The following is a 14,559-nucleotide window of genomic DNA, read 5'->3' as shown; positions in this document are numbered from 1 at the left end:
ATGGGGCTGAAGCTTGTCGCGCCTGCGGCGGGATCACAGCAGCCCCGCTGCGCGATAGGCGGCGGCGGTGGCGGCGAGACCCTCGGGCGTCGGCACCTGCGGCTGCCAGAGCTGCGCGGGCGGACGGCGGGCGGGATCGATCACCCAGTCCTGATGGCAGAAATAGGCGACGCGGTCGGGGGTGAGCTTGGCGCGCTTGCCGCGGATCAGCCGGTCGAACTGTGCGCCCGCCATGAGCAGCGGCCGGGGCAGGGCGAACGTCGCCACGCGGCGGCCGACGGCGTCGCCGATCGCTCGGGCGAACTCCTTGTGGCTCCAGCCGCCCGGCTTGCCGTCGTCGGCGTCGAGGCTGAGGCGCTCGTCGGTGGCGGCGAGCGCGAGGAGCAGGCGGGCGAGGTCGCTCGCCTCGATCACCGACAGCCGCCCGCCCGGCGGCAGCAGCGCGAGACCGCGCCTGGCGAGCCGGAACAGCTCCAGCATCTCCATGTCGCCGGGGCCGTAGATGGCAGGCGGACAGACGACGCTCCAGGCGAGCGGCGAGGCGGCGACGAGCTTTTCGGCTTCGGCCTTGGACCAGCCGTAGACGGAGAGGCTGGGTTCCCGCGCGGCGAGGGAGGAGACGTGGACGAACCGGCGAACCCCTGCGCCCTCGGCGGCGGCGAGCATCTTACGCGTGCCTTCGATGTTGCCTCTGACGAAGCCGTCGCGGTCGGGTGCGTTGACCACGCCTGCGACGTGGATCACCGCATCGGCGCCGTCGGCCAGTCGGGCGAGTGCCACCTCGTCGCCGAGCGTGCCTTCGATCCAGGTGATGCCTGCGCGTTCGACTTGCGGCCGGCGGGTGAGGGCGCGGACCTCGTGATCCGCATCGGTCGCGAGGCGGAGCAGATGCCCGCCGACGAAGCCGGTGCCGCCGGTGACGGCGAGCTTCATACCAGCGCCATGTTGCTGCGATGGACCAGCGCCGAACGCGGTGCATAGCCGAGGATCACGGCATGTTCGTCGCTGCGCTTGCCGGCAATGCGGGAGGCGTCGGCGGCGTCATATTCGGAGAGACCGCGTGCGATCGTCCCCTCCGGCCCGGCGATGGTAACGAGGTCGCCGCGCGCGAACTTGCCCTCGATCCGCGTCGCGCCGGCGGCGAGCAGGCTGCGGCCCTGCCCGAGCGCCTTGGCCGCGCCGGCATCGACGTAGATCGCGCCCTTGGCGGTGAGCCCCCCGGCGAGCCATGCCTTGCGCGCCGGCGCCGCCTTCTCGGCCAGGAATATGGTGCAGCGCCCACCGTCGAGCGCATCGAGCGGCCGCTCCGCCTGGCCGGAGACGATCGCGAGATGCGCGCCCGCGGCGGTAGCGATGCGCGCCGCCTGAACCTTCGATGCCATGCCGCCGGAGCCCATGCCCGAAGCAGAATCTGAGCCCGCCATTGCGACGATGCGCCGGTCGATGCGCTCGACCAGCGGGATATGCACCGCATCCGGCTCGCGCGGGTCACGGTCGTAGAGGCCGTCGACGTCGGACAGCAGCACCACGCCGCTCGCCCCCGCCGCTGCGCCGGCACGGGCAGCGAGCCGATCGTTGTCGCCGAACCGGATCTCCTCAGTCGCGACGCTGTCGTTCTCGTTGATGACCGGCACCACGCCGAGCTTGAGCAGCCGCCCAAGCGTCGCCGCGACGTTGAGATAGCGGCGGCGATCCTCGAGGTCGTCGAGCGTCACCAGCATCTGCGCGGCGGTGAGCCCGTGCGCCCCGAACGCTTCCGCCCAGGCCGAAGAGAGCGCGATCTGCCCGGTCGCGGCGGCGGCCTGCGCATCCTCCAGGCTGGCGCGGCCGCCCTTCGGCAGCTTGAGCCGCCGCGCCCCCAGCGCGATCGCGCCGGACGAGACGATCGCGACCTGCTGCCCGACCGCAGCGCGCTCGGCAATGGCGGCGGCGATACCGGCCAGCCAGGCGCTGCGGACCGCACCGGAGGGATCGACGAGCAGCGCCGATCCGATCTTGACGATCAGGCGCGGGCAGGCGGCAGGGGAGAAGCGCGACGCCGCTAGATCGGCGACCATTCCACCTCGTCCTCGCCTTCGTCCTGCTCGGGCACCGGGCTGGGCTCGCCCGGACCGATCGCCTCGATCAGCCGGTCGAGCACCGCCTCGACACCCGCGCCGGTCGCGCCGGAGATCGGCAGCACCTCGGCGCCGCTCGCCTCCGCCAGTTCGGCAGACAGCGCCTCGGTCAGCTCCCCGTCGAGCAGGTCGCATTTGTTGAGCGCGATCACCTCGGGCTTGCCGGTGAGGTCGGCGCCATAGGCTTCGAGCTCCTGGCGGACGATGCGATAGGCATCCACAGGGTTATCCCCATGGGCATCCACAAGGTGGAGCAGTACCCGACAGCGCTCGATATGCCCAAGGAAGCGGTCGCCGATCCCGGCACCCTCGGCCGCGCCCTCGATCAGGCCCGGGATGTCGGCAAGCACGAACTCGCGGCCCTTGTGCGTCACCACGCCCAGCTGCGGCCGGGTGGTTGTGAAGGCATATTCGCCGACCTTGGCCTTGGCGTTGGACACCGCGTTGATGAAGGTCGACTTGCCCGCGTTGGGCAGGCCCACCAGCCCAGCATCGGCGAGCAGCTTGAGCCGCAGCCACACCCACGCTTCCTCGCCGGGCCAGCCGGTGCCGTGCTGGCGCGGGGCGCGGTTGGTCGAGCTCTTATAGCTCATGTTGCCGCGGCCGCCGTCGCCGCCCTTCAGGAACACCTCGCGCTGGCCGACGCGGGTCATGTCGAGCAACAGCGTGCGCTCCTCGTCGTCGGCCAGGATCTGCGTGCCGACCGGCACCTTGATGACGAGGTCCTTGCCGCCGGCGCCGGTCCGGTTGGCGCCGGCGCCGCCCTTGCCGCGCGGGGCGCGGAAATGCTGCGTGTAGCGGAAGTCGATCAGCGTGTTGAGGCCGGCCACCGCCTCGAACACGATGTCGCCGCCCTTGCCGCCGTCGCCGCCATCCGGGCCGCCGTATTCGATGAACTTCTCCCGCCGGAAGCTGACCGCGCCGGGGCCGCCGGCGCCCGAGCGGACGTAGATCTTGGCCTGATCGAGGAAATGCATCGCGCGCTCAGTCCTGTTCGTCGTGCATGAGCGCGGCGCGCGCGATCTCACGGGCGCGCTCGCGGGGAACGCCGAGCGCACGCGCCATCGGCCCGCCGAGCAGCGCGTCGCCGAGCGCCATCAGCACGAGCTGGAGCGTCTCGTCCTGGATCGGCCGTTCCTCCTTGGAATGATCCTGCGAAAGCTCCTCGACCAGGTCGTGGATCGCGGTGAGGATCGGATCGAGCGCGTCCTCGTTGCCCGACAGGATCATCCAGCTCGCCAGCGCGCCGCCGCCGCCCTGGCCGAAGGCGTCGAAGGCGAGATCGACCACCTCGCGCGGGTTGTGGTCGCCCTCGCGTGCGCGGAACACTGCCTCGCGGATCGTGGTGGTGATGAAGTCGGCCATCCGCTCGATCAGCGCGCGCTGCAGCCCGGCAGCCGAACCGAAATGGTGGAGAAGATTGGCGTGTGTACGCCCGATGCGCGCGGCCACGGCCTTCAGCGTCACCGCCTGCGGCCCTTGCTCGACCAGCAGCGCACGCGCGGCGTCGAGAGCGGCATCGCGCGATTCTTCGGGGGAGAGGCGTTTGCGGGTGGCGAGCATAAGTGAGGCTGTAGGAGGAAGTGATTGGAATTAAAATCCTCCCCGGCACGGGGAGGGGGACCATTCGCGTCAGCGAATGGTGGAGGGGGGCCGCCTCAGGCGGTGTCGCTAGTGGAGGGCCCCTCCACCACGCCCTTCAGGCGCGGTCCCCCTCCCCGTGCCGGGGAGGAGCTTGATTTACGCCGCCATGCACATGACCGGTCGCTCATCCTCGGCAGCGAGATCGAGCGTGTAGGTGGCCGTCGGCACGCGCGTACCGCGCGCCCGGCACTCGCGCCGCTCGATCCGGCCGGTGGCCCGGAAGCCGAGCTTGCGCAGCACCCGGCCCGAGGCGGGGTTGTCGACGAAATGGCCGGAAACGAGGCGCCGCACCCCGAGCCCGTAGCGCGCGATCCCCAGCATCGCCTTGCCCGCTTCGGTCGCATAACCGCGGCCCCAGGCATCGGGCGTCAGCCAATAGCCGATCTCATGCGCCCCTTCTTCCGCCGGATGCAGACCGATAGCGCCGACCAGCCGGGGCTGCTCGCCGCCCTCATGGGCGAGAATGAGGCAGAAGACGTCGTCGTCCCCGCGTTCCATCGTCAGCCATGCCTCGGCATCCGCCTGGGTGTACGGCCAGGGCAGGCGCGACAGCTTTGTCGCAACGCTCTCATGGGCCGCGGCACGGGCGAGGGCAGGGGCGTCCTCCGCCCAGCCGGGCCGCAGCGTCAATCTCGGGGTTCTCGCGAACATCGGCACTCTCCTCGTCGTCATCGCGCGGGGCGGCGCGATCGGTGTGAGGGAGCAAGAAAAAAGGGAGCCGGGGCGACCCGTCTCCCTTGTGCTGGTTCCGATGTGGAACCCGGGTCGCCCTGGTGGGCAACCCGGATGGTTGCCCGTTATTCGGCCGCTGCCGGAATCATCTCGACGGTGCAGAACTTGCGGCCAAGCTTGCCGTCCTTGAACGCGACGCGGCCGTCGACGAGCGCGAAGAGGGTGTGGTCCTTGCCCATGCCCACGTTCGTGCCCGGATAATATTTGGTGCCGCGCTGGCGCACGATGATGTTGCCGGCGACGACAGCCTCGCCACCGAACTTCTTCACGCCAAGACGGCGGCCGGCCGAATCACGACCGTTGCGCGAAGAGCCGCCTGCTTTCTTATGTGCCATTGCCTATACTCTCGCTTCTAAGTCTTACGCCTGGGCCGCCGCAGCCGCGTCGTCCGCGGCCGGAGCCTCTTCCGCCTTCTTCTTCGGCGCGGCCTTTGCCTTCTCGGCGGCGCCGATCGACACGATCTTCAGGATCGTGTGCTGCTGGCGGTGGCCGGCCTTGCGGCGATAGTTGTGACGGCGGCGCTTCTTGAAGATCACCACCTTCTCGCCCTTGGCCTGGGCGACGATCTCGGCGGCGACGGTCAGACCGTCGGTCGGCTTGAGCTCGGAGCCCTCGCCCGCGAGCAGCACGTCGCCGAGCGTCACCGACGCGCCGGCCTCGCCGTCGATCTTCTCGACGACGATCTTGTCTCCAGCGGCAACGCGATACTGCTTGCCGCCCGTGCGCACGACTGCGAACATGGGCCTTGCTTCTCTTTCAAATTGCATGTGCCCGCGCGAGCACGCCCGGCGGGAGAAGGCGCGCAGCTAAGGCAGACGAGGGTTTCTGTCAACTCCCGAACGGCATAATTCCCATGCCGTTCGGGATCGGGCGATCACCAGTTCAGGCCGGCGCGGGCATAGAGATAGCGCCCGTTGAACCCGAACGGCGAATAATAGGGAAAGCCGACCACGCCGGTCGAGTTGAGCGCGGCGGCGGTCGCATCGGGATAGACGTCGAACAGGTTGCTGACGCCGAGCGCGATCTGGGCGCCCTTGGCTGCCTGGTAGCGTAGCTCGAGGTCGGTGATGACGTGCCGCCCGGTGAAGATGTCGGCCGAACCGTCGGCCGCCGTGCCCGGCTGGTTGACGTTGCCGTAATAGGTCACGCGCGCCGTCGCGCCGATTCGGTCGAGCGACCAGTCGAGCGATCCCGTCACCTTCTCGCCCGGCGTGCCCTGTTCCAGCGTCAGGATACGGCTGCGGGCGAACAGGGTCGGGGCGGGGTCGAGCACCGCGGTCGAGGTCGGCACGCGGGTCACGTCGATTGTGTTGACGTTGCCCGCGACGGTGAAGTCGAAGGTGCCGGCGCCCGCCGAGCGCAGCCGATAGTGTGCCACCACGTCGATGCCCTGCGTGGTCGAGGCGAGGCCGTTGATGAAAAAGCGCGCCGCCTGCACGCCGAACGGCGCCAGAATCGCCGCGACCTCGGGGCTGAAGCTCGCCTGGATGTTCTCCGACAGGCCGATCTGGTCGCGGATCTTGATGTAATAGCCGTCGACGGTGAGGTCGAAGCCGCCGCTGCGGATCACCGTGCCGACGGAGAAGTTGGTCGACTTCTCGGGCTCGAGCGGCAGCCCGCCCAGCGCCGCACCCACGGGCGAGGTCGACGGATAGAGCCCGGTCAGCAGCGGCGCCCCGTTCTGGATCACCGAGGCGACCGAGGTGAAATACTGCTGCTGCAGCGCCGGCGCGCGGAAGCCGGTCGAGGCCGTGCCGCGCAGCGCGAACCATGGAGCGAAGTCGTAGCGGATCGAGACCTTGCCGGTCGCGGTGGTGCCGAAGTCGGAATAATCCTCGCCACGGCCGGCGAGACCGATCAGCAGCTTGTCGGTGACCTGCGCCTCGAAGTCGAGGTAGATCGATCCGTTCTGCCGGTGCTTCTCGATCGCATTGATCGGCGAGAAGCCGACGAAGCCCTGCGCACCCGGCTGCGCGAGCGGGAAGGCCGGCCCTGAATTATAGGATGCCGGCTCGCCCGGCGTGATCTTGAATCCTTCGCGCCGCCCTTCGATGCCGAAGGCGACGTTGAGCGACCGGAACACGGGGAACTCGCGCGTCACGTCGATCCCGCCGACGAGCTGGTCGTAGATCAGCGCCCCGTCCGAGAAATCGGTCTGCGAGGCATCGCCATAGCTGTAGTTCGCCGAATTGAGCGTGCGGAAGCCGATCTTGTTGCGGCCGTAGCTGACGTTCACGTCGACGTTCCAGTCGCCGAGGCTGCCCTTGACGCCGATCGCCGAGTTCACGTCGGTCGACTTGGTGTTGATGAGCGGCAGAAAGCCGTTGGGATAGAGCGTCGGCACGAAGGCTCCCGACGCGCTCGGCAGGCGCGGGAAGGCGGCGCTGCGCGTGTCACGGTCCTGATAGCCGAACCAGCCGTAGAGCTTCCAGTCGCCGGCGATGGTGGTGCCGGCGTTGGCCCAGATGCTGTACTGACGCACCTGCGGATCGCCGAAGCGACCGGTGACCCGGTTCGGCGTGACACGCGGATCATAATCGGCGCGGTTGGTCGGCTGGCGCTCGAGATACTCGCCGGACACGGTCAGGAAGCCGTCCTCGCCGAAGCCGACGCCCTGCCAGCCCGAGACGCTCAGCGTGTGCTCGCCAGTCACCGACCGGTGGCCGCGGGCAGTGTCGATGTCAGTGTCGTAGAAGCCATAGGTCGCGGAAACGCCGCCGCCCGAGCGGGCCTCCCGCAGCCGGACGTTGACCACGCCGGCGATGGCGTCGGAACCATATTGCGCCGATGCGCCGTCGCGAAGCACCTCGATCCTGTCGAGCGCGACGGTCGGGATGGTGTTGAGGTCGGTCGCCGCCGAACCGCGGCCGACGGAGCCGTTGATGTTGAGCAGCGCTGCGGTGTGCGAACGCACGCCGTTGACGAGGACCAGCGTCTGGTCGGGCGAAAGGCCGCGCAGCGTGGCGGGGCGAATCGCGTCGGTGCCATCGACCGCCGAAGGGCGCGGGAAGTCGATCGAGGGCGCCACCGTCGCCAGCGAGGCACCGAGCTCGGTCGTGCCCTGCTGGCGCAGGCTGTTCGCGCTCAGCACGTCGACGGGCGATGCCGTGTCGAGCTTGGAGCGCCCCGCGACGCGGGTGCCGGTGACGACGATGTCTCCCGCTGCGGGCGACTGGGCCTCTTCCGGACCGGCCTGTGGCGCAGTCGCGCTTTCCGCCGGCGTCGTCTGCTGCGCATGAGCGGCCTGGCCGGCCAGCGCGATGATGGAGGCGGTGAGCGCGAGCGCGGTACGCGAGTGAATCATGTCCCTACCCCGATATGTTTCCTGCGATGCGCCGATACCGGCGCGCGAGCGTGTCTTGTCACGCTTCTGCAAGATTCGTAGCGGGGGCGGCTCCGCTGCACCGCACAAGAAAAACTTGGGGGCGGCAAGGTTGGCTGGGCGGGGAAGGCTGGCCCGAGAGGACCAGCCGTTCGTCAATGCCGGTGTTCGCGCCTCAGCCGGTAGCGGCCGTCGACCAGCCGGTCGAACAGGCCGCTGATCGCCGGATGGTCGACCGGTTCGTCGCTGTCGTCAGGGACCAGGTTCTGCTGGCTCACATAGGCGATGTAGTTCGAGTCGGCGTTCTCGGCGAGCAAGTGGTAGAAGGGTTGGTCCTTGCGCGGGCGGATGTCCTCGGGGATCGCCTCATACCATTCCTCGCTGTTGGCGAAGACGGGATCGACGTCGAAGATCACACCGCGGAAATCGAACATGCGGTGGCGCACCACCTCGCCGATCGTGAAGCGCGCGCTCGCGATCGGCGGCATCGGCACGCCGGGATCGAAGGCTTCGGTGCGGGTGGGAAGGTGAGTCATGGCAATAATCTAATGCGCTTTCGCTCCCGCACAAGCGAGCGCTTGCGGCCGCCGAGGTTCTTCGCTAAGCGCCCCGGCTCCAACGACCAGCGGTGGCTTCCTCAAAGCCACCGTGGCGCGCCAGTTCTCATGCGGAGAGGTGCCGGAGTGGTCGATCGGGGCGGTCTCGAAAACCGTTGAGCCCGCAAGGGTTCCGAGGGTTCGAATCCCTCCCTCTCCGCCATTCGCTATCCTCAGCCCGCCTCACCTTCCCTGGCGAAGCCCATGCTCGATCAGGGCTTGAGCGACTTCGCCATATTGAGATGAGCCGTGACGGTCGGAACCAGCTTGGTGGCGAAATCCTTGAGCTGGGGCACGTCGCCGGTCGCCGAATAGGTCTTGAGACCGTCGAGCGCCTTCTGGTGGGCGTCGACCTGCGCCGAGGCATAGGCCTTGTCGAATTCGGCGCCCTTGAGAGCCTTCAGCGAATCGAGCGTCTGCTGCTGCTCGGCGGTGAGCGTCGGATCGGGGACCAGGGCCGGCGAGACGGTGCTTGCCGCCGCCTTGAGCTTCGCCGTCGAATCGGTGTGGGCGGTGATCATCTGAGCGGCGAATTTCTTGATCGTGGCCGACTGCGCCTGGTTGGCGGCGAGCTCGGACGTCGCGATCTCGAACGCATCGCTCGCCGCGGCGGTGTTGGCGAACGCCTGGCCCGGCGCCGCGGCCGGCGTGGAGGCATCGTTGCTGACGACCGTGTCGGTGGTCAGATTCGTGCTCGTCTCGGTCTTTTGACCACAGGCTGCCAGTGCCAGCGCAGAGGCGCCCAGTGCCAACCAACGAATTCCGCGCATATAATCCTCCCTGATCATGGGGTATAATGCCCGAGCCTGAACGTCCTCGGGACCGCGTCGTTCCGCAAGAACCTTTTGGCGAGTCGCGGCGTTTAGGCCCTCGAACCAGACCAGCAGAACCAGAATGGGAGGCACGGATGAGCATTTTCGGCAGCATCATGGGCAAGATCTTCGGGCAACGGCCGGCGGCGTCGGCAGCGCCCGCGAGCGCATCGCCGGCCCCCTCCGCGCCGGCCGCGCAGGCGCCTGCCGCCAATCCGGCGCCGGCTGCCGCACCTGCTGCCGATCAGGTCGATGTCGGCGCGGTACTCTCCGCGATGGCCGAGATGAAGGGTGGTGGCGGCAATTACCAAAGCTCGATCGTCGATCTGCTGAAGCTGCTCGATCTCGATTCGAGCCTCGCTGCGCGCAAGCAGCTGGCGGACGAGCTCAACGTCCGTGCCGGCGAAGACGGAAGCGCCGAGCAGAACATCGCGCTGCACCGGGCGGTCATGGCCAAGCTTGCCGAAAATGGCGGCGTCGTTCCGGACACGCTTCGCAATTGAGTGCACGCGGCGGAGGCTCTGAACGGCCACTGAGCGCCTCATCCAGGCGACGAAAGCCTCGGTTTAGCGACTCCTCAGAGTGATGATGTGAGGGTGGCGGACAATGTTGGCCACAGATAGGCTATCAATCCGCAACCGAGGACAATGACGATTACGGCGACAAGAGCATATATCCAGCGTCCGCCACCCGTCCGTTCGTCGCTCTCCGCTTCGTCATCGGAAAACAATGGCTGTGCCGGCACATCGGCGCCGCTCTCCCAATCGCCAGGGGCGGAGGCCGCGATTGCCCTGGCGTCGCGCCGCAGATCACCACCGGTCAGGGCGTGTTTTTCGGCAGCGATCGCCGCTTTCTGGAGTCCGATGAAGCCGGAAAGAGCCGCGTCTTTCGCCAGATGGGTCGGGGCGTCGCTCAGCCTTGCCGCGAGGCCCTCCATTTCCGCATCGATGTCGAGCAGGTTGTCGAGCGCCTGCATCGCGGCGCGGCGGTTCGATTTGTAGAGGGCGAGCTGAAGCCGAAGCAGGGTCAACTGGCTCGCTCTCGTCAGTTCCAATCCGCTTCGCAGCGTCTGCATTTCGTCGGGCATGGCCGAACTGATCGATCCGCTGATTGAAGCTGCGGCGGCTGGACTGGTCACGCGTCTTTCCTTGCTCACACCGCCACGACTAGACTCCGCATCATTTTGAATGTGAACCGCAATCTGTTCATCCGTGGGAAGAGTGCGCCCTGTTGATTCCGACCTGCGGCTGAAGGCGCGGCGCCGGCGCCGGCCGGCGACCTCATACGGTCATTGATCGCGACTATGCAGGTTGTACGCAGCTTGACCGGGAAAGGGACGGGTGGGACGGTGTCCCTACGACGAAGGAGAGGCCATCATGAAGATCGTGACCAGCCTGAGCTTTCAGGGCCAGTGCCGCGAGGCGTTCGAATTCTATGCCAAGGTCCTGGGCGGCAAGATTACCGCCGCCTATCCCTATGGCGACGGCCCGCCGGGCATGCCGGTCGACGCCAAATACAAGGATTGGCTGATGCATTGCTGGCTGGATGTCGGCGATCAGTCCATCATGGGAGCGGACATGGACGTCCAATGGGCGCCCAACGTCGACAAGCCCAAGAACGGCTTCGACGTGACCCTGCACACCGAGGACAAGGCCGAGGCGCAGCGTTGGTTCGATGCCCTGTCGGAGGGCGGCCACACCGTCATGCCGTTCGGCGAGACCTTCTGGTCGCCGGGTTATGGCTCTTTTGTGGACAAGTTCGGCGTGCCCTGGATGGTCAACACCGTTCCCGCGGCCGACTGGAGCCCGTCGCAAGGCGGATGGGCCGGCTAGGATCAGATTCGGTCCAGATTGAATCTGTTCCCCGGCGAAGGCCGGGGCCCAGTTGCGAGCGGTTAGAGACTGGGCCCCGGCCTTCGCCGGGGAACAGCTGCTTCATGCCTGATGAATGAAACTCTAGCGCCCGGAGCCGCTCGCATGCCAGTCGCCGGACTTGCCGCCGGTCTTCTCGATCAGCCGCACGCCGTCGATCGTCATGGCTTTGTCGAGCGCCTTGGCCATGTCGTAGATCGTCAGCAGCGCGACGGTGACGGCGGTGAGCGCCTCCATCTCGACGCCGGTCTTCGCGTCGGTCGCGGCGGTGGCGGTGGCGGTGACCTGGGTGTCGCCGACGTCGAGATCGATCGAGACGCTGGTCAGCGGCAGCGGGTGGCAGAGCGGGATCAGCTCCGCCGTCCGCTTCGCGGCCATGATCCCGGCGATGCGGGCTGTTGCCAGGACATCGCCTTTCTTGACGCTTCCCTCACGGATCGCCGCGGCGGCCTCTGCGGACATGGTAATGCGGCCCGTCGCCACCGCCCGGCGGGTGGTGATGGGCTTGCCGGCGACGTCGACCATCCGGGCGGCGCCGCTTTCGTCGAGGTGCGTGAGGTCGCTCATCCCATCAGCGCCCGCGTCGCCGCCTCGACGTCCTGCTGGCGCATCAGCGCCTCGCCGATCAGGAAGCAGCGGACGCCGTGCCCGGCCATCGCGTCGAGATCGGCGCGGGTAGTGAGACCGCTCTCCGCGACGAAGGTGCAATCCGTCGGTGCGCGGCCGACGAGCTCATAAGTACGTGCGAAATCGACGGTAAAGTCCTTGAGATTGCGGTTATTCACGCCGATCAGCCGCGATCGGAGGCGAAGCGCGCGGTCCAGCTCCGTCTCGTCATGCACTTCGACCAGCACGTCCATGCCAAGGCTTATGGCAGCGTCCTCGATCTCGGTCATCGGTCCATCGTCGAGCGCGGCGACGATGATCAGGATCGCGTCGGCGCCGATCGCCCGCGCCTCGAGCACCTGCCAGGGATCGATCATGAAGTCCTTGCGGATCACCGGCAGCGCGCAAGCGGCGCGCGCGGCGATCAGATAGTCCTCATGCCCCTGGAAATAGGATGCATCGGTCAGGACCGACAGGCAGGCGGCGCCGCCCGCCTCATAGGCACGGGCATGGGATGGCGGGTCGAAATCCGCGCGAATCAATCCCTTGGACGGCGAAGCTTTCTTGATTTCGGCGATCAGGCCGTAACCGCCGGCCGCCTTCGCATCGAGCGCGGCCCGAAAGCCGCGCGGCGGGGTCTGGGCCAGTGCCATGGCGTGCAGATCGGCGACCGGCGTCGCGCGGCGCCGCGCGGCGACCTCCTCCGCCTTGGTCGCGAGGATCGTGTCGAGCATCGTGCTCATGCGTAGGCGATCCAGGCGTCGAGCAGCTTTTCGGCCGCTTGGGTGTCGATCGCGGCGGCGGCCGTGGCCGCGCCCTCCTTGAGGTCGGCGGCCTGATCCGCGATCACAAGGGCAGCGGCGGCATTGAGCACCACCGCGTCGCGATAGGCGCTCGGCTCGCCCTTGAGCAGGCGGCGCAGCGCCAGCGCATTGTATTCCGGATCGCCGCCGCGGATCTCGCTGAGCGGCGAGCGAGCGAGACCGGCGTCCTCGGGGACGATGCGGTCGGGGAGGGCGGGGCAGCCGACGCGGAGCACGATGCTGGATCCGGCGCCGGAGAGCTCGTCGAGCCCTTCCTCGCCGGACACCACCGCCGCGCTGGTCGTGCCGAGGCTGGCGAGTGCCTCCGCATAGACCGGCGCATAGTCCGGCCGCGCGATGCCGAGCAGCTGGCGCGTGACGTGCGCCGGATTGGCGAGCGGGCCCATCAGATTGAAGATGGTGCGCCGGCCGATGCGCTGGCGGATCGGCTGGATGCGGCGCATCGCCGGGTGATGGTTGGCGGCGAACAGGAAGCAGATGCCGAGATCGCGCAGCGTCGCCTCGGCCATGGCGCCGGCGCGCTCCATGTCGAGGCCGAGCGCTTCCAGCGTGTCGGCGGCGCCGGCCTTGGATGAGGCGGCGCGATTACCGTGCTTTGCGACCGGCACGCCGCACGCCGCCACCACCAGGCTGACCGCGGTCGAGACGTTGAGCGTGTGATGGCCGTCGCCGCCGGTGCCGCACACGTCGATCGCGCCTTCGGGGGCGTCGATGGGGATCAGCCGCTCGCGCAGCGCCCGCGCGGCCTCGGCGATCTCGATCGAGGTCTCGCCGCGCTCCGTGAGGCCGATCAGGAAGGCGGCGATCGCCTCCTCGCTGGTGCGGCCGTCGAGGATATCGGCGAAGGCCTGCGCGGCCGACTCGTGGCTGAGCGGCGTCATGGGGTCGGGCAGGCGGGCGAAGGTGGTCACGCCGCCGCCCTGCGGTTATCGCCGGTCATCGCGACGAAATTGGCGAGCAGGGCGTGACCGTGCTCGGTGGCGATGCTCTCCGGGTGGAACTGGACGCCGTGGATCGGCAGGTCGCGGTGACGCAGGCCCATCACGCTCGCGTCGTCGGCGGTGGCGTTGACGATCAGCGTCTCCGGCATCTCCTCGACGATCAGCGAGTGATAGCGCGTCGCGGTGAACGGCGACGGAATCCCCGCGAACACGCCGGTCCCGTCATGGCGCACCGGCGAGGTCTTGCCGTGCATCAGGCCGCCGCGCACCACCCTGCCGCCGAAATGCTGGCCGATCGCCTGATGCCCCAGGCACACGCCGAGCAGCGGCCGTCGCGCCTCGGCACAGGCGGCGACGACGTCGAGGCAAATGCCCGCCTCGTTGGGCGTGCACGGCCCCGGCGAGAGCAGGATGCCGCTCGCACCGGTCGCGAGCGCATCCGCCGCGCTCAGCGCGTCGTTGCGCACGACCTCCACCTCGACCCCGAGCTCCATCAGATAATGGACCAGGTTCCAGGTGAAGCTGTCGTAATTGTCGACGACCAGGATCATGATTTCGCCATAGCCGCCGTTCAGGAGAGCGCAACAAGCGCTGTGCTTGGGGCGTTGAAAGCCTGAGGAGTCTCCCCGAATGATCGTTCCGCTGATCGCCGCGCTGCTCGCTGCCGCTCCGGCGCTGCCCCAGGACCAGGCGCAGGCCCCGGCCCCGGCTCAGACGCAGGCTCAGAATCAGCCCGAGACCGACTCGCAAGGCGGCGAGGTGAAGCGCGTGCGCAGCGTGACGCTCACCGCGGGCCAGACCTGCCCGCGCTCGACCGCGGAGGAGATCGTGGTCTGCTCGACCCTCGACGAGCCCTATCGCATCCCCAAGCAGCTCCGCGACCGGCCCAAGCAGACCGCGCCGAGCACCTCCTGGGCGGTCAAGGCCGACCGCGCGATGGAGGACGGCCGCAAAGTGCTGCCGAACAGCTGCTCCACGATCGGCACCAACGGCCAGACCGGCTGCACGATGAAGATGCTGCAGGCCTGGGCGGCCGAACAGGCGGCGAAGAAGAACGGTCAGCAGATCGACCCGGAGGATTGACCGCTAACGCA

At 68.2% G+C, this 14,559-nt stretch carries 18 protein-coding genes and 1 tRNA gene; 4 read left to right on the top strand and 15 right to left on the bottom strand.

The features are described 5' to 3' along the window. Positions 1-33: 33 nt before the first annotated feature. The 9 genes from AC2YHA_RS07585 to hspQ form a co-directional block, all read right to left on the bottom strand. Positions 34-933: an NAD(P)H-binding protein gene (locus AC2YHA_RS07585; RefSeq protein WP_487401000.1), complete on the bottom strand. Its 900-nt coding sequence runs from the start codon at positions 931-933 to the stop codon at positions 34-36. Beyond that, entirely contained in the window at positions 930-2,057 is a 1,128-nt protein-coding gene (gene proB, locus AC2YHA_RS07580) for a glutamate 5-kinase (RefSeq protein ID WP_487400999.1), read from the bottom strand. The genes AC2YHA_RS07585 and proB overlap by 4 nt, the downstream gene beginning before the upstream one ends. Then, complete coding sequence (gene obgE, locus AC2YHA_RS07575) at positions 2,042-3,094, bottom strand: GTPase ObgE (RefSeq protein WP_487400998.1); 1,053 nt, start codon at positions 3,092-3,094, stop codon at positions 2,042-2,044. The genes proB and obgE overlap by 16 nt, the downstream gene beginning before the upstream one ends. Before the next feature lie 7 nt (positions 3,095-3,101). Further along, positions 3,102-3,680 carry a TetR family transcriptional regulator gene (locus AC2YHA_RS07570; protein WP_487400997.1) on the bottom strand — a complete coding sequence of 193 codons (579 nt, stop codon included), beginning with the start codon at positions 3,678-3,680 and terminating at the stop codon, positions 3,102-3,104. A gap of 177 nt (positions 3,681-3,857) precedes the next feature. Then, the gene (locus AC2YHA_RS07565) at positions 3,858-4,412 is read right to left on the bottom strand and encodes a GNAT family N-acetyltransferase (RefSeq protein ID WP_233786137.1); all 555 of its coding nucleotides are present in this window, start codon (positions 4,410-4,412) and stop codon (positions 3,858-3,860) included. 146 nt (positions 4,413-4,558) lie between these two features. Further along, positions 4,559-4,828, bottom strand: a complete 270-nt coding sequence (gene rpmA, locus AC2YHA_RS07560) for a 50S ribosomal protein L27 (RefSeq protein WP_233786138.1) — start codon at positions 4,826-4,828, stop codon at positions 4,559-4,561. A gap of 24 nt (positions 4,829-4,852) precedes the next feature. Next, positions 4,853-5,233, bottom strand: coding sequence for a 50S ribosomal protein L21 (rplU, locus tag AC2YHA_RS07555; RefSeq protein WP_487400996.1), 381 nt, complete (start codon positions 5,231-5,233; stop codon positions 4,853-4,855). Positions 5,234-5,367: 134 nt separating this feature from the next. After that, on the bottom strand, positions 5,368-7,797 hold the full coding sequence (locus AC2YHA_RS07550) for a TonB-dependent receptor plug domain-containing protein (RefSeq protein ID WP_487400995.1): 2,430 nt from the start codon (positions 7,795-7,797) through the stop codon (positions 5,368-5,370). Between the two features lie 173 nt (positions 7,798-7,970). Then, a complete protein-coding gene (hspQ, locus tag AC2YHA_RS07545) occupies positions 7,971-8,351 on the bottom strand; it encodes a heat shock protein HspQ (protein ID WP_233786141.1) in 381 nt (126 codons plus the stop codon). Between the two features lie 133 nt (positions 8,352-8,484). Here hspQ and AC2YHA_RS07540 point away from each other — a divergent pair. After that, positions 8,485-8,574: transfer RNA gene (locus AC2YHA_RS07540), tRNA-Ser, on the top strand. A 49-nt stretch (positions 8,575-8,623) separates the two neighbouring features. On the opposite strand, the gene AC2YHA_RS07535 is transcribed toward AC2YHA_RS07540, so the two are convergent. Beyond that, positions 8,624-9,181, bottom strand: a complete 558-nt coding sequence (locus tag AC2YHA_RS07535; RefSeq protein WP_487400994.1) for a DUF4142 domain-containing protein — start codon at positions 9,179-9,181, stop codon at positions 8,624-8,626. Positions 9,182-9,318: 137 nt separating this feature from the next. Between AC2YHA_RS07535 and AC2YHA_RS07530 the strand changes: the two genes are divergently transcribed. Next, positions 9,319-9,726, top strand: a complete 408-nt coding sequence (locus AC2YHA_RS07530; RefSeq protein ID WP_233786143.1) for a DUF3597 family protein — start codon at positions 9,319-9,321, stop codon at positions 9,724-9,726. 74 nt (positions 9,727-9,800) lie between these two features. Here AC2YHA_RS07530 and AC2YHA_RS07525 read toward each other — a convergent pair whose 3' ends face one another. Continuing rightward, positions 9,801-10,361, bottom strand: coding sequence for a hypothetical protein (locus AC2YHA_RS07525; RefSeq protein WP_487400993.1), 561 nt, complete (start codon positions 10,359-10,361; stop codon positions 9,801-9,803). Between the two features lie 238 nt (positions 10,362-10,599). On the opposite strand from AC2YHA_RS07525, the gene AC2YHA_RS07520 reads away from it, so the two are divergent. Next, complete coding sequence (locus AC2YHA_RS07520; protein ID WP_487400992.1) at positions 10,600-11,055, top strand: VOC family protein; 456 nt, start codon at positions 10,600-10,602, stop codon at positions 11,053-11,055. Positions 11,056-11,178: 123 nt separating this feature from the next. Here AC2YHA_RS07520 and moaC read toward each other — a convergent pair whose 3' ends face one another. Genes moaC through AC2YHA_RS07500 form a run of 4 tightly spaced genes read right to left on the bottom strand, consistent with a single transcriptional unit; the run spans position 11,179 to position 14,016 of the window. Then, a complete protein-coding gene (gene moaC, locus AC2YHA_RS07515) occupies positions 11,179-11,661 on the bottom strand; it encodes a cyclic pyranopterin monophosphate synthase MoaC (protein WP_487400991.1) in 483 nt (160 codons plus the stop codon). Further along, positions 11,658-12,443 carry an indole-3-glycerol phosphate synthase TrpC gene (trpC, locus tag AC2YHA_RS07510; RefSeq protein ID WP_487400990.1) on the bottom strand — a complete coding sequence of 262 codons (786 nt, stop codon included), beginning with the start codon at positions 12,441-12,443 and terminating at the stop codon, positions 11,658-11,660. Before trpC ends, moaC begins: the two co-directional genes overlap by 4 nt. Further along, on the bottom strand, positions 12,440-13,435 hold the full coding sequence (gene trpD / locus AC2YHA_RS07505; protein WP_487400989.1) for an anthranilate phosphoribosyltransferase: 996 nt from the start codon (positions 13,433-13,435) through the stop codon (positions 12,440-12,442). The genes trpC and trpD overlap by 4 nt, the downstream gene beginning before the upstream one ends. Continuing rightward, a complete protein-coding gene (locus AC2YHA_RS07500) occupies positions 13,432-14,016 on the bottom strand; it encodes an anthranilate synthase component II (RefSeq protein WP_487400988.1) in 585 nt (194 codons plus the stop codon). Before AC2YHA_RS07500 ends, trpD begins: the two co-directional genes overlap by 4 nt. A gap of 79 nt (positions 14,017-14,095) precedes the next feature. Here AC2YHA_RS07500 and AC2YHA_RS07495 point away from each other — a divergent pair, with 79 nt between their 5' ends. Further along, positions 14,096-14,548, top strand: coding sequence for a hypothetical protein (locus tag AC2YHA_RS07495; protein WP_233786156.1), 453 nt, complete (start codon positions 14,096-14,098; stop codon positions 14,546-14,548). Positions 14,549-14,559: the final 11 nt, after the last annotated feature.

This window comes from Sphingomonas sp. SRI_018, assembly GCF_057586275.1.
Note: the sequence above shows the minus strand (reverse complement) of the source record. Positions and strands in the feature narration are given on the sequence as shown.